The sequence below is a fragment of the Pseudomonas mediterranea CFBP 5447 genome (assembly GCF_000774145.1).
Taxonomy (GTDB): Bacteria; Pseudomonadota; Gammaproteobacteria; order Pseudomonadales; family Pseudomonadaceae; genus Aquipseudomonas; species Aquipseudomonas mediterranea.
The window spans coordinates 1,530,178-1,544,164 of record NZ_KN322987.1; the positions used below are offsets into that span (position 1 = coordinate 1,530,178).

Consider the following 13,987-nt stretch of genomic DNA (forward strand, 5'->3'; position numbering starts at 1 on the left):
ATGCGCGCCCTGCTCGTGCTGTTCAGTCTGATGCTGTCGATGTCCTTGTCCGCCGCCGAGAAACTTCAGGTGGTCACCAGCTTCAGCATTCTCGCCGATATGACCCGACAGGTCGGTGGCGAGCATATCCAGATCACCAACATGGTCGGAGCGGATGCCGATGCGCACACGTACGAACCGACGCCGGACGATGCCAAGGCGCTGCTCGGCGCAAAATTGATCATCAAGAATGGATTGGGCTTCGAGCCGTGGCTGGATCGCCTGGTCACCAGCACGGAAACCCGCGCCCCGGTCATCAGTGCCAGTCGCGGCGTGATCCCACGGTCGCTGGACGAAGACGGTGAGACCATCCCCGACCCGCACGCGTGGCACAACCTGGCGAACGCCGAGCTATATGTGCACAACATCACCAAGGCGCTGGAAGCCGCCGACCCGGCCAACAAAGCTGACTATGAGCGCAACAGCCAAGCGTACTTGAAGAAGATCTATGCGCTGCTCGCGGATGCCAAGGCCAAGCTCGGTTCCCTGCCGCCCGGTGACCGCAAGATCGTGACGTCCCACGATGCATTCGGTTACCTGGGTCAGGCCTATGGCATCGACTTCATTGCACCCCAGGGATTGTCCACTGAGCGCGAACCGTCGGCGGCCGAAGTCGCAGCGCTGATTACCCAGATTCGTCAGGCGCACGTCAAAGCGGTGTTCATGGAGAACATCAAGGACACCCGCCTGCTCAAGCAGATCGCCGATGAAAGCGGCGCACACATCGGCGGCACGCTGTATTCCGACGCCCTCGCCGCCAGCGGGCCGGCCAGTACTTTCACCGGCCTGTTCGAATACAACCTCAAGACACTGTACGACGCCTTGGCCAAACCGTAGCCATCCGCGTCACCTGCGCAGCGGTCAAGCTCTCGGCTTGACCGTTCCGCAATCCTGCCCCAACCACACGGCACGGGTATCGAGGCTGCCATTCTGCTGGATGCCGGTGGCATTGAAGGTGCCGTTGACCTTGGTGGTGAATTCCCGATCGCTCTGGAATGTGGCGATACCGTTGCCCTGGGCTTTCGGGCAGCTGAAGCGAAATTTCCACTGATTACCGGTACGCTCGGTGATCTGCTGTTTGCACCCCGATTGCGGATCCTGCAGCGGAATGTCATTGGTCTGGACCTGCGCCGGCGTCAGGCATACCCGGATCCCCTTCCCGCCCATGGTAATGCCCTGCTTTTCCAGCATCGCCCGTTGCTCCGGGGTGATCTGGTTCTGCAACTGGCCGAGGATCAGTTGCAGGTCTGGCAGGTTCTGGTTATCGACTTTCATATTGCTCGTAGTCAGCTCCCACAAACCTGGCTGAAGCATCTGCGCCTGAGCCGCCACAGGAACCGATAAGCCAACCGCCAAGGCCAAACCCAGCAGACGAACATTCATTGCAAGAACTCCAGAGGACAAGTGGCCGTTAGACGCCACCCACAGGCTTCGGTTCAGGCTCGGCGACAGTGAATTAAATAGCGACATTCGCCATGGAACATGGTCTGTTAAGCATTGAACTTCAGGAGCAAGGCTGCCCATGGATTATTTTGGACCGCATGTTTTCGGTTACCTGATTGCATTGCTTCATACCCTGGGTTCCATCGCCGCGGTGCATGCGGTCCTGACGGTACGCACCGCCCAAGGCTCGATTGCCTGGGCCCTGTCCCTGGTGTTTATTCCCTACCTGACGTTGATTCCTTATCTGGTATTTGGCCGCAGTACCTTCGACGGCTACATCAAGGCACGCCGCCAAGCCAACGAAGAAATGCGCAAGGCCGTGTCCGAGCTGAACTGGCGCCCCTGGGTCGAAGAGGCCCTGACTGCCCGTGCCTCACAGGCCTACGCCTCGCTACGGGCCATGCCCAAACTGGGCCGGACGCCCTGCCTGGCGAACAACGAGGTACGTCTGCTCGTCAACGGTCACGACACCTTCGAAGCCATTTTCCGAGCTATCGATAACGCCCGGGAAGCTGTGCTGATCCAGTTCTTCATCATTCACGACGACCGACTGGGTCGGCGCCTGCAAGCGCTACTCCTGAAGAAAGCCGCCGAGGGGGTTGCGGTGTATCTGTTGTATGACCGGATCGGCAGCCACTCCCTGCCCCATCGCTATGTCCAGGCGTTGCGCGACGGAGGTATTCACGTCAAGGCATTCGCGACCCGCAGTGGCTGGCTCAATCGCTTCCAGGTCAATTTTCGCAACCACCGCAAGATCGTTGCGGTGGACGGCGTATTGGGCTTCGTCGGTGGGCACAATGTGGGCGATGAATACTTGGGGGAAATGCCGCCATTGTCGCCGTGGCGAGACACCCATGTCGAAGTGCGCGGCCCCGTAGTGGCGAGCATGCAGGAGTCGTTTGCCGAAGACTGGTTCTGGGCTGCCCGTTCGCTACCGCCGCTGATCCTGCCGGACACCTACCCCGATGACGGCGTGCTCTGTCAGTTGCTGGCCAGCGGTCCGGCCGATGCCCAGGAAACCTGCTCGCTTTTTTTCGTCGAAGCCATCCATGCGGCCAGCGAACGGGTCTGGATCACCACGCCCTACTTCATTCCCGACGAGTCGGTATTCGCTGCGTTACGCCTGGCGGTGCTGCGCGGGGTGGATGTGCGCATCCTATTGCCTTCACGACCGGACCATAAGATCGTCTACGCCGCTTCCAGCCTGTATGCATTCGAAGCGGTGCGCGCCGGTGTGCGCGTCTTCCGCTACGAGCCCGGTTTCCTGCATCAGAAAGTAGTACTGATCGACCGGGAAATCAGCGCCATCGGCAGCGCCAACCTGGACAATCGTTCGTTCCGGTTGAATTTCGAAGTGATGCTGCTGACGGTGGATATTCCGTTCGCCACCGAGGTCGAGCAGATGCTTGAAAGAGACTTCGCTCAAGCCCGCGAAATCGCCAAAGAGGAAAGCCGGGAAACCCACCGCCTGCAGAAGGTCGGCATGCGGGTTGCCCGGCTTATTTCGCCGATTCTTTAAGGTGTGTAGATATCGTCGCGGGTCCAGGGCAAATCATGGCTGCCATCGGCGTAGGCCTTCACTGCCAGGATCTGATGCAGATTGATCCAGCCCTTGGCGAACGCATAGGCGCATCCGGCCAGGTACAGACGCCAGATCCGCAGCGCCTGCTCCGGCACCTCTTTCGACGCGGCCTCCAGATTGTCTTCGAGCCGCTCGCTCCAATGATCCAGCGTGCGTGCGTAGTGCAGGCGCAAGCTCTCCACATCGACAATCTCCAACCCTGCCTCGCTGATCTGCGCTGAAATCATCGACAGGTGCGGCAGCTCGCCATTGGGAAAAACGTACTTCTCGATAAAATCCCCTGCGCCACGGCCGACCGGACGGCCATCGGTGTGTTTGGCCGTGATGCCATGGTTCATCACCAGCCCACCCTCGCGGACCGCGCCAAACAGCGTCTTGCAGTACTGTTCCAGATTGGCGTGGCCCACGTGCTCGAACATGCCGACGCTGACCACCTTGTCGAAGCGACCGTCCTGCGGGAGGTCCCGATAATCCAGTAACTGCAACTCCACCTGATCCTCCAGGCCCTCCGCTTTGACCCGCTCCCGGGCCAGGGAAAGTTGCGCCTTGCTCAAGGTGATTCCAAATACCTTGACGCCGAACTCCCGCGCCGCATAACGCGCCAAACCACCCCAGCCACAGCCGACATCCAGCAGGTACTCACCGGGCTGCAGGCGCAGTTTCCGGCACAGGTGGCGGAACTTGGCTTGTTGGGCCTGCTCGATGCTTTCGCTGCCCGTCTCGAAATAGGCGCAGGAATAGGCCATGTCGCTGTCGAGCCACAGTTGATAAAACGCGTTGGAAAGGTCGTAGTGATAGGAAATCGCCTTGGCGTCGGTTTCCTTGTCGTGGACTGAACGTACCGGCTGGTTGTCGCCGTCTTCGTCCACCAGCGCCTGACTCCATTCATCGCAGACCCGGATCACTTCGCTGATCGAGCCTTCGAGTTCGAGCTTGCCTTCGACAAACGCCGCCCCCAGCGCGTCCAGGCTGGGATGGGTGAGTTGCGCGACCATCTGTGGGTCCTTGACCACGATCGTGACGCTGGGATCGGCACCCAGCGTGAATTCATGGCCGTCCCAGAGTCGCAGCCGAAGCGATAGTTGGAGATTCTGTAAGGCCGGTGGAAGTTGCGCGAGCATGAAGTAACCCCCTTGTTTCAGACGTCTGAAATGAGGGTAGACCATCGTAGAAAAATAGCAGGCTATCGAATTTATAGCCTTTTTCTATCGTCGCCCGAATTCACTCCCTGAGCCGGTACTGCCAACTGTATGCACCCTCTTCCACCATGGACTGCAAGTTCCACATACAAGTTCTAACCCCCGTCCTGGACTTTCAGCAACGGTTCCTGAAAGCGTAGCAGCCTTCCGGCATTTCCCAATACCAGTAAAGTGCTCAGGTTATGCAGCAGCGCTGCGATCATTGCCCCCGCGGCGCCAAGCCAGCCGAACGCAGCAAAAGCGACAATCGCCAGCGTCCAACCCAGGCCGATGATCACATTGACCTGAAGCGTCTGCCGACACTGGCGACTGAGCCGCACGCAGGTACCGAGCCGCCTCAGATCGCTGCCGATCAGGACGATGTCCGCCGACGCCAGGGCAATGTCCGCACCACCTGCCCCCATGGCGACGCCCACCACCCCGGCCTTGAGCGCCAGCGAATCATTGATACCGTCACCGACGACCATGGGGCGGAAGCCATTGTCGATCTCCGTCATGACCCGCTTCAGCTTGTCTTCCGGCAGCGCCTGAGCTTGTACATCGGCAATTCCTACTTCCCGGGCGAGTGTGCTGGCCACACTCTGGCGGTCGCCAGTCAACAACAGCTGCCGCCCCAGGCCCAGCGTCCGCAGCTCAGCCATGGCGACCCGGGCTTCCGGCTTGATGCTATCGGCCAGCAGCAACCAGGCGAGGAACTGTCCATTCAGGGCCAGCCCGGCAATCGGGCCATCATGATGGGGTACCATTGAGGTTTCGATGCCCAGCTGAGCAAACAACTCAGGACGGCCGAGAGCCGCTTTACCCTGGCTGGTCATCGCCACTACACCCAGGCCCTGGCGCTCGTGGATGTCCGTCAACGGCAGATATTCTTCCGACTTCACCAATCCAGCCAACGCCCGGCTGACCGGATGGCTGCTGGCGGATCCAAGGCTCGCGGCCAGGGGCAACAGGGACGGCTGATCGCCGCTCGGGCTTTCGATGGATTGCAGACGCAAAGTGCCGTAGGTCAAGGTCCCGGTCTTGTCGACCACCAGTGACGTCAGGTCTGCCAGCTCTTCCAGGAAAGCCGAACTACGGATCAGGATGCCATGGCGCGCAGCCACTGCGATTCCCGCGATAGCGGTCGCCGGCGCCGACAACACCAACGCACAAGGACAGGCCGCCACCAGCACCGCCAGCATCGCCTGGGCATCGTTGGTAATGAACCAGGTCACCGCCGCCAGCAGCAACACCAGCACCAGATAGCTGCCGGCATAACGCTCCAGCAGCCGGGTGATAGGCGGCTTCGAACGCTCGGCGTTTTGCATCAGGGCGATGACCTTGCCCAACGTCGATTCCTGGCCCGTGCGGGTCACTTCCAGGCGCAGCAAACCATCGAGATTGATCGCCCCCCCGAAGACTTCGGTGCCCACTACGGCTTCCAGTGGCACCGACTCACCGGTAATGGGCGCAGTGTCGAGGCTGGCCTGGCCGGACAACACCCGGCCATCGGCCGGTACGCGATCACCGGCCCGCACCTCGACCGTATCGCCGGGTCGCAGCGTGGCGTTGTCGACTTCGATGATCGAGCCATCGGCCAGTACCTTGCGACCCAGGCTGCGGGTCAGTTGACCCAAGGCGTGGATGGCTTCCTGGGAACCGATGACGCTACGCTCTTCCAGCACATGACCGAAGATCATGATGATCGGCAGCAGCGCCGCCGTCAGCAGATCCCCGGTGGCCCAGGCCCCCAGCATGGCCAGGGCGATCAGCTGATCGGTGATGCCGTGCAAGCTTGGATACCGCAGGCTGTACCACGCCGAACGCATCACCGGCACCGCGACCAACAGCGAAGCGACACCAAGCAACAGCTGGCTGACCCCGGTCTGCTCCGGCGACCAGGCGCGCCATACCAGACCCAGCGCGAGCAGCCCGAGGGCGAGCATCGCCAGGGTCAACTGCCGAGCGGCCGTACGTTGTTCGGCGCTAGACAACATTGGAACAGCGGCGGCTTGCGCACTCATTGCTCAGCTCCCTGAATAATCAGGCGGGAATCGTCTTTCGGGTCGACCGTGGTCACTGACCCGGCCTGGCGGAGAATGCCGGGCATGCGCTCGCGATACAGGCGTAGCAGCAGTTGCGGATCAGCGTCTTTGGACTTCGCCAAACCGAGCACCGTGGCGGTGTCGGCCGAAGCCTTGGCCAGCCGTTCGCTGGCCTGGGCATGTGCCACTTGCAGGGCGCGGTCGGAATCCTGGTGGGCTGTCTGGGTCAACTTCTCGGCTTCGGTGCGGGCATTGGCAACGGCTTTATCGGCCTGCTGGCTGGCCGTGAGCACCGCGTTGAATGCGCTCACCGCCGGGCCCGGCAAACTTGACTGGACGTCGACCCGTACCACCTCGATCCCCAGCCCCTGCCCCGTAGCGGCAAGATCGGCCAGCCGTCGGTTGATGCCCTGCACGAGATCACCACGCAGGCGCTCGCGGCGTTCGGCGGCCTGGTTATCGCTGCCGATCAGTTCGGGACGGGCGACCAGAATCGTGTCCAGGTCCCGAGCCGCTGCGAGGGTTACCGCGCTACGGGTGACCAGGCGATCCAGTGCCGGTAAAACATGCTCGCCCTGCAAGACAAATGCATAGGGTTCGGTGACTTTGTAGAACACCCGCACATCCAGTTGCACCACCCCAGCATCGCCGGTCAATAAATAACCAGAGCCCGCCAGCGCATCGCTGACCGGCGAGGCGAAGCTGGCGACACGATCTGCCTGCAAGGCCGCATCGGAGCGCAGCAGATTTTCCACCCGACGCTCCAAGACCCGATCCGCGGCCGGCAGCAGAATGACTCGTTCCACGGGACGCGGCCACGCCAACAACAGCCCGGCATTTTGAATGCGATTCAGCGCGCCGAAATGCAGCACCACGGCACGATTCTGTGGATCGATCTGCCGAACGTTGGAAAAGACCCAAGCCAACGCGGCGAGAATGGTGACGGCATAAAGCGCCAAGAAGGCCACGCGTCCCGCCTGAATCCAAGGACTGGATAACGCATTTGTTCCACGTGGAACCAAACTCATGGTTGGGTTCCACCTTTGAGTTCCACGGAAGCGGGTCCGTCAACCAACACCCGGAACGGCGCCGCGTCGGTGCGCAAGATCAGCTTAGTGCCGGGGCTGACAATCGTGCCCAAGGTGTCCAGCGAGCGCAGCAGGTTATACAGCTGAGGCGAACCGGCGTAGGCCCTGCCATAGATTTCAGCGGCCTCGACTCGGGACTGAGCTTCGATATCGGCGGCTTTCACCGTGGCATCCGCCTGCACGATCCGCGCATCCCGTTCAGCAGCGGAACGTATTTGCGCCGCTTCGCGTTTACCAATGGCGGTGCGTTCGGTGGCGATGGTTTCCCGCTCGGCACGCATGCGGTCCACCGTCGCGGTCAACGTCACCGAAGGCAAGGTCAGCCGCTCGATGCCAACCTGCAATACCCGCACGCCGTAGGTAGTGAGCAACTGCTGTTCGATCTGCTGGCGCAACTGCGCTTCGAAATCGCCGATACGTACCTGGCTGGCGTCGGTGTTCACTAGATTTGCCAGGTCAAAACTGGCGGCCGTGGCTTCCAGGGCCGAGCCCACGAATGTGCGAATCTGCCGGGCGGCCTCGTCCGGTTGGTTCTGCACTGCACGCATGAAGCGTTGGACATTATCTGGATCACCCTGAACCTGCCACGCCACGTAGGCTTGAACGATGATGCGCAGTCCGTCACGGGTACCGACGTCTTGCAGACCGCTGGATGTTGTGCGCAACCGCAAGTCCACCGGAATCGCCGCCTCGAACGGCGCCGGCCAACGCCAGCCCAGGCCAGGCTGCAACAATACCCGCGCCGGATTACCGAAGCGGGTGATGACGGTCGCCTCCCCCGAGCGCACCTGGACCAGGCTCGCGGCGGCAACGGCGAAGGCTACCAACAGCGCCGCCCAGCCCATTCGCCGCCAGGGAAACGGGCCTGCTTCCTGTGGGTCGCCGTGATGATGGTGGTGATGCCCATGATGATGACCGGCATGGCCGTGGTCATGACCGGAGTGATCGTGATGAGCGTGGGAAGAAGACTGGCTCAATGGGCAGCTCCTGGCTGGACAAGGTTACGCGGCGATGCTGGATCTGCCGGAAGCGTGAAAGTGCGCAGGTCGATGGTCGGCGCGTTGCCGCTGCCGCCCAGACGGTGATCGAGAACTAGCAACTTTGCATTGGCAAGGCCCCGGCTCAGTTGGCTGAGGTACTGCTCCAGCACAAAGGCGTGGCCGGCCGTGGTGTAGGCCTTGCGTTCAGCACTGAAGCGCAAGTCGGAAGCCTGGGCGGTCGCATTGATTTCCCGAGCGGTGGCCTGAGCCTGGTCGTGGGCAATGCTGGCTTGCAATTGGGCCTGGTTGGTCTGCTCCGCCGCCGCGCCGCGTTCCCGGGCAATCAGTGCCTGGGCACCAATTTGCGCCGCTTGCACACCGTGGTAGGCATTGGCCGCCCCCGCCGGCGGGTGGATCGCCTCGACGACAGTTGCCAGGATTTCCACGCCGCTGTCGAGCGCCTGCAAATCGCTCTGCACCGCCTGCCCGATTTCATCGGCCAGACTGACACGATCCGCCCCCAACAATCCGTCCAGCGTGCGCGAAGCGAACTCATGCACCAGGACGCGACTGGCGGTGCTGCGAATCAGCGTGGGAATGTCGGCGCTGTTATAGGTCGCTGCCAGCGCGGCCGCGTCGGTAAGGCCAAGGCGATAGACGAAGCGCACATCCATGTTGACGATCTGGAAACTCTGCTGGTCGGCACGCTGGCTGGCAATCACTTGGGATTTATCGTTCACATGGCTGGCGTCCCACAAACGATTGGCAATCGCCGGAGCCGGACCTTCCGCGGTATCGGCCTCCGTGCTCACCCGACTCTCCCCCACGCTGGTAGCCAGTTCATGGACGATGCCGTTTTCGACATTCAGTACCCGACCCAACGGCCAGGGCAGGCCGAACTGCAGCCCAGGACCGAATACCTCCACCGGTTTGCCAAAACGCTCGTAGATACCGCGTTCTTGCAACGGTACTTCGTGCACGCCTGTGAGCATCCAACCCACCAGCGCCACCAGCGCCAGCACTGGAAAAAAGGCGCGGCGCATGTAGCTGAATGCCCAGATCTGGCGCAGGTCGATACCGAAACGGTTATGCAATTCGTGCTGCAGCGCCAGCAAAGGCTGGGGCGGCCAGCGCAGCAAGTCGGCGATGACGCTGCGGCCCAGCAAGGTCGGTTCCAGGGAATCCCGGCGTGGGCTGAACAAGGACAACAGTGCCCGCAGCAACAGCTCCACCGCCGCCAGCCCCGGCAATAGCCCCATCAGCACCGCCAGGCGCACCGGCCAGATGGCTGACTCACTCGCGAACAACAGGCACAGCGCGCCGAGCACCAGCACGATAATTGTCAGGCGGGTCAGTTGCGCCAGCGACGGCGCTTCCGGCCATTCAAGGGTTGGTTGCTGCGCCAGTTGGCGTTCAAATACCAACAAGCCGAACGCCAACAACAATGAAAGCACCGCTCCCACACTGGCCGATACGCCAAGGGGGGCCGCCGGCAGCGCCAGATTCCAGGCTTGCTCCAGGCTCAGCAGCGCCAACCCTGCCCAACCGGCCAGCCACAAGGTCGGCGCGCCGATCTGGTTCAGCAGGCCGATCCAGCGCGCGCTGATGCGCTCCAGCAATCGCTCATACCAACCGGATGGCTCAATCGATTCGGGTTCGACGACCGGGATAACCGCAGTCGGCAGCAATGCCCTGCTGCGCCATTGGGTTGCCCACCAGGCGGATTGCAGGCCGGCCACCAACACCAGCAATGCCGCACTTTGACTCGCCAACAAGGCCGGCCACATCGATTGCGGCGAAAACAGCCCGACAAAGAAGCCGGATACCAACCCCAGGCCCGCCAGAGCAGCCAGGACAAAAGCGATCCGCTTCAGGCGCCGCCCTTGGGCCTGTGCCTGCTGAAAGCGTGGCCGCTCGGCCACCTGTGCCCCCTCGACATCAAGATCGACTTGCATACCACCCCAGCAATTGCGGCAATCAAAAACCGGGCATATGGACAGACGCCACAGCCGCTTCGTTATATGGCGTTACCTTATAACGATAGCTGTGAAATTTCTGTTTTTAATTCTTCATCTTGGATGGCAAACCGGTGAAATGCACAGGGCCTATGTGGCGAGGGGATTTATCCCCGCTGGGCTGCGCAGCAGGTGGATCCTGACCTCGCCGTTTACCAGAAAGATTGCGTTGGATGGTTAAGGGCTGCTTCGCAGCCCAGCGGGGATAAATCCCCTCGCCACAAGGTTTTCCTATGGATCGAAGTCAGCCAGCCGAACTCTGCGCCCTGCGCCGACGCCGACTGATCAAAGCCAATACGACCGCAACCACCAGCACCCCGCCACCGATCTGCACCGAACGCTTGTAGGGACGCAACGCCGAACGAATCGGGTCGAGGGCCTGGGTGACATAGCGCTTATCGGCCGCGCGGAAATCCGGCTCCTGGCACTGATGGCCGAAGTCCCCAGCCCAAGTGACATAAGGACCTTCTTTCACGTAGCGCTGATACAACGCGCTTTGTTCCTCGAGACTCGAGTTGTACGCCACGGCCCTGCACAACACCGCCGCAAATGCCTGGCTGGTATGGGGCACATTGTCCGCTGCCTTGCTCGCCAGGGCAGTGGCGACAAAACGGTAGTGGTAGCGCTCGTTCGGTTGCGCGGCGCTGGCCTGCTGGCGCTGCACCTCCCCTTCGGCCACCAACGGCCCGACCTTCAGCTCAACCGGTTCCAGGCTGTAACCACCCCCCATGACAGCGTAGTCCGGCGCCATCTCGTAACCGAGCATCTCCATGCCCCAATCGCGCGCCATCCTGGACGCATGGAAATACGCCTCGGCGCGCCGGGTCGGCCACCATTTGGACTCGGCCTCCTGGCGCAGTTGCCCATAGGCCCGGGCCTTGTTCTGCAGGTCGGCGTTATCGAAGTAAGCCGGTGCCTCGTCATAGCGCCCTTCCCGCAATAAGCGGCGGCCCAGCAGATTACGTAACTGCGCGGCTACCGGCAGTTGCACGTAGTTGTCGCGATCCTGCTGGCTCAAGGGGGGTGGTGCCGGAACCTGGGCGTCGACGTATTGTTTCAATTCTTCGGCGGTCAGTACCCGCTCGGCGACTGCAGCAGCGTCGTACCAATAATTGCTCTGGCCACGGTAAAGCTGATCGAACGCTTGCAGATAATCGCCCCGTTGCAGGGCCAGGATCGCGCTCTCGCCCTCGACCCGGCACTTGGGCTCAACCACCTCGAAATCCCAGTCCGGCGTACGCCGACCGCCCCAGGATTCGTCCTTCGGAAAAGCCTGGGCCGCCTTGGCATAGGCCGCGGCCGCCGCCGTCTTGTCACCGTCGCGCACGGCCAGTTTGGCCCGCAGCCACCAGGCCAACCCCGTGTCGCCGGCTTTTTCCATAAAGGCTTTGGCGCTGGCGTAGTCGCCATGCTGATAGCTCACGGCCGCCAGCCGATCGGCATCATCCAGGTTGCCATGACTGCTGGCCTGCAACAGCTTGACCAGTCTTTTCTCGCCGGATGGTTCCTCCCCATCCCACCAGCCGACGCGGCTGAGCAAGTAACTTGTCAGCAACCGCTGCACGGCATTGCTCTTGAGCAATTCACTCAGGCGATCGTCCGGCTGCCCACTGAGGTCCGCCGCCAGGTACAACAACGAGCTGTAACCAACCTGCGAGCCGTGCAGGGACTGGGTCGCATACAGTCCGATGGCACTGTCCCAATCATCAGCGGTGTAAGCCACCCTGGCTTCTTCGCCAAGACTGGCGATACCCAGCTCCAGCGGGTCGCTGAAACCGGCAACGCTCAGCTCACGGGCCTGGCGAAACGCCGCTCGGGCCTGATCCCGCGACGCCGCCGGATCTTCGTTGCCCGCCTCGGTACTCATGGCAAACAGCGCCCGCCCCAGGGAATAGGCAGCCCAGGTGCTGCGCAACGAACGCTGATCCGCGGGCAATGCCAGCAACTCCTGGAAGGCCTGCACAGCCCTCTGGTTTTCACCGGCGCCAAAGGCGGCCGCGCCGATGGCATACAGCCGTAGCTCGGCAGGCAGGTTCGCTGCTTGCGCAGCCACCTCGTCGATATCATTCAACGCCCTCAGCCGCTCCACCAAGGCTTGCTGTGGCGGAGTCAGGCCAATCCGCTCAGCCTCGTTGCGCTGTGCCACGTAGGCAGACGAATCGTCGTAGTTGTAATCCGGGTTGCGCGTTGCCTCGCTGGCCGGCTTGAGTCCGGCAATGGCCTGGCCAAGACGCTTGATCTCGAAGCGAAAGCTGCCTTCGGGTAACTCGGCCAACGATTGGGCGCGGTTGTCCAGCAAGCGCATCGGGAACTCTGGGCCACAAGCCAGTGCCTGGCCCAACGGCAAGCCGAGGCTCATACAGAACACCGGGCAGAGCAACCGACGAGGCCACTTACGGGTAGACATTGAAAGCTCCTTGTTCAATTTTTGTACAACGCGCCCACCCCATGGCCCGTTGGGCACCAGCGGCGAGGCGGCCTTCCTGAATGCGGGTGAAGGTAAGCAGTCCGGGGGTTTGTTGCAACGTATAACCAGCCAAGGCATCGATCCCATCACATGCGCCGACGGCAAGCGTCACCCGTTGGGGCCAAGGGCTGTCGAGATTGCCTCGGTTGACCAGCCGGATATCGTACAAACCGCCCTCTTCCTCCAACGTCAGGACCAGGCGGCTGTCCAGTTTGTCTCCTCGAGCCACCGCGCCGAGCGTGGTCAGGCTCCAGGCACGTCGATCACCTGCCAGCGGCAGCCGAAACCAGATCAATCCAGCCAGATGTTCAGGCGGTTCGGCACGCAGATCCGCCGCCAGCCCGGCCACTTGCTGCGGGTCAGCCAATAGCTCTCGCCGCTCGCCTGCCCTATCGATCGGCACTTCGCTTTCAACCACCGGCACGCCGCTCTCCAGGGTCAGCAGCGCCACACCATAAGCCGGCAGGGCCAGGTAGAACGGCCGCGTGGTGACCTTGCTCCAGCGTTCGGCCCAGCGCCGGGCCTGTTGCGGATCGAACAACCCCTGCCGTGGGTTACTCACCGCATGAACCTGTAGCACGCTGCTGTCCACGGTTTCCAGCAGCCCGGGCAGCGCGGGGCTGTCGAGCCAGGCCGGCAAGGCCGTGATACTCAGCCGCAACGTGGCCGGCAAGATCTGGCGCAACCGGTTCAGGAATGTCCCATAGGCCGGCAACCGCGCGTTTCCGGCGTCATGGTCGATCTCCACGCCCACCGGTGTCAGGCCTTGGGCTTGCCAGTCATTCAACACTTGTTGGATCTGGGCAATGACCTCGTCCTGATTCAGCGTTCCGAGCTGACCATCCAGGCGGATCACCGCGATCAGCGCTCGACCATCGGCCTTGAGCAACGCCGGATCGATCCGCGCACGGCTCCAGCCCGCACCGGGAAAAGCCTGCAAGGCCAGCACCCGCAAGCTCGAGAAGTCCTGACGGCTCTGGCGCAGCGCCGTTTCGTGGGCCGGGGTCCACTGGCGTTGCCAGACATAGAGTTGTTGTTCCAGAGGCGCAGCGGGGGGTTGCTCGCAACCCTGCAACAGCAACGCGACGAGTGCCAGCGATGTCCGCGAAAGAAAAGTCATGAACCTTCGTCACCCGCTAAAACCCGGCAG

Annotated in this window: 10 protein-coding genes; 2 read left to right on the forward strand and 8 right to left on the reverse strand. The window is 62.0% G+C overall.

Features of this window, described 5'->3' with window-relative positions; translation table 11 throughout:
• Positions 1 to 876, forward strand: coding sequence for a metal ABC transporter substrate-binding protein (locus N005_RS26625; protein ID WP_047703897.1), 876 nt, complete (start codon positions 1 to 3; stop codon positions 874 to 876).
• A gap of 24 nt (positions 877 to 900) precedes the next feature.
• Here N005_RS26625 and N005_RS26630 read toward each other — a convergent pair whose 3' ends face one another.
• Positions 901 to 1,422 carry a DUF3617 domain-containing protein gene (locus N005_RS26630; protein ID WP_047703898.1) on the reverse strand — a complete coding sequence of 174 codons (522 nt, stop codon included), beginning with the start codon at positions 1,420 to 1,422 and terminating at the stop codon, positions 901 to 903.
• Between the two features lie 139 nt (positions 1,423 to 1,561).
• Here N005_RS26630 and cls point away from each other — a divergent pair, with 139 nt between their 5' ends.
• Complete coding sequence (gene cls, locus N005_RS26635) at positions 1,562 to 3,001, forward strand: cardiolipin synthase (RefSeq protein ID WP_047703899.1); 1,440 nt, start codon at positions 1,562 to 1,564, stop codon at positions 2,999 to 3,001.
• Here cls and cfaB read toward each other — a convergent pair.
• The 7 genes from cfaB to N005_RS26670 form a co-directional block, all read right to left on the reverse strand.
• Positions 2,998 to 4,185: a C17 cyclopropane fatty acid synthase CfaB gene (cfaB, locus tag N005_RS26640; RefSeq protein WP_047703900.1), complete on the reverse strand. Its 1,188-nt coding sequence runs from the start codon at positions 4,183 to 4,185 to the stop codon at positions 2,998 to 3,000. The two genes, cls and cfaB, sit on opposite strands and share 4 nt — an antisense overlap.
• Before the next feature lie 173 nt (positions 4,186 to 4,358).
• Positions 4,359 to 6,266 carry a heavy metal translocating P-type ATPase gene (locus N005_RS26645; protein WP_047703901.1) on the reverse strand — a complete coding sequence of 636 codons (1,908 nt, stop codon included), beginning with the start codon at positions 6,264 to 6,266 and terminating at the stop codon, positions 4,359 to 4,361.
• Entirely contained in the window at positions 6,263 to 7,315 is a 1,053-nt protein-coding gene (gene hflK, locus N005_RS26650; RefSeq protein ID WP_047703902.1) for a protease modulator HflK, read from the reverse strand. The genes N005_RS26645 and hflK (N005_RS26650) overlap by 4 nt, the downstream gene beginning before the upstream one ends.
• Positions 7,312 to 8,352, reverse strand: a complete 1,041-nt coding sequence (gene hflC, locus N005_RS26655) for a protease modulator HflC (protein ID WP_047703903.1) — start codon at positions 8,350 to 8,352, stop codon at positions 7,312 to 7,314. Before hflC ends, hflK (N005_RS26650) begins: the two co-directional genes overlap by 4 nt.
• Positions 8,349 to 10,310 carry a protease modulator HflK gene (hflK, locus tag N005_RS26660; protein WP_047703904.1) on the reverse strand — a complete coding sequence of 654 codons (1,962 nt, stop codon included), beginning with the start codon at positions 10,308 to 10,310 and terminating at the stop codon, positions 8,349 to 8,351. The genes hflC and hflK (N005_RS26660) overlap by 4 nt, the downstream gene beginning before the upstream one ends.
• A gap of 304 nt (positions 10,311 to 10,614) precedes the next feature.
• Positions 10,615 to 12,777 (reverse strand): hypothetical protein, encoded by a 2,163-nt coding sequence (locus N005_RS26665; protein WP_047703905.1) that lies wholly within the window; start codon positions 12,775 to 12,777, stop codon positions 10,615 to 10,617.
• Complete coding sequence (locus N005_RS26670; protein ID WP_047703906.1) at positions 12,764 to 13,957, reverse strand: DUF3142 domain-containing protein; 1,194 nt, start codon at positions 13,955 to 13,957, stop codon at positions 12,764 to 12,766. The genes N005_RS26665 and N005_RS26670 overlap by 14 nt, the downstream gene beginning before the upstream one ends.
• Between the last annotated feature and the right edge of the window lie 30 nt (positions 13,958 to 13,987).

Excerpts from the sequence above, each read along its gene's own strand:
- cls (WP_047703899.1), top strand. The coding sequence starts at position 1,562 with ATGGATTATTTTGGACCGCATGTTTTCGGTTACCTGATTGCATTGCTT.
- N005_RS26630 (WP_047703898.1), bottom strand. The coding sequence starts at position 1,422 with ATGAATGTTCGTCTGCTGGGTTTGGCCTTGGCGGTTGGCTTATCGGTT.
- hflK (WP_047703902.1), bottom strand. The coding sequence starts at position 7,315 with ATGAGTTTGGTTCCACGTGGAACAAATGCGTTATCCAGTCCTTGGATT.
- N005_RS26665 (WP_047703905.1), bottom strand. The coding sequence starts at position 12,777 with ATGTCTACCCGTAAGTGGCCTCGTCGGTTGCTCTGCCCGGTGTTCTGT.
- N005_RS26645 (WP_047703901.1), bottom strand. The coding sequence starts at position 6,266 with ATGAGTGCGCAAGCCGCCGCTGTTCCAATGTTGTCTAGCGCCGAACAA.
- cfaB (WP_047703900.1), bottom strand. The coding sequence starts at position 4,185 with ATGCTCGCGCAACTTCCACCGGCCTTACAGAATCTCCAACTATCGCTT.
- N005_RS26670 (WP_047703906.1), bottom strand. The coding sequence starts at position 13,957 with ATGACTTTTCTTTCGCGGACATCGCTGGCACTCGTCGCGTTGCTGTTG.
- hflK (WP_047703904.1), bottom strand. The coding sequence starts at position 10,310 with ATGCAAGTCGATCTTGATGTCGAGGGGGCACAGGTGGCCGAGCGGCCA.
- N005_RS26625 (WP_047703897.1), top strand. The coding sequence starts at position 1 with ATGCGCGCCCTGCTCGTGCTGTTCAGTCTGATGCTGTCGATGTCCTTG.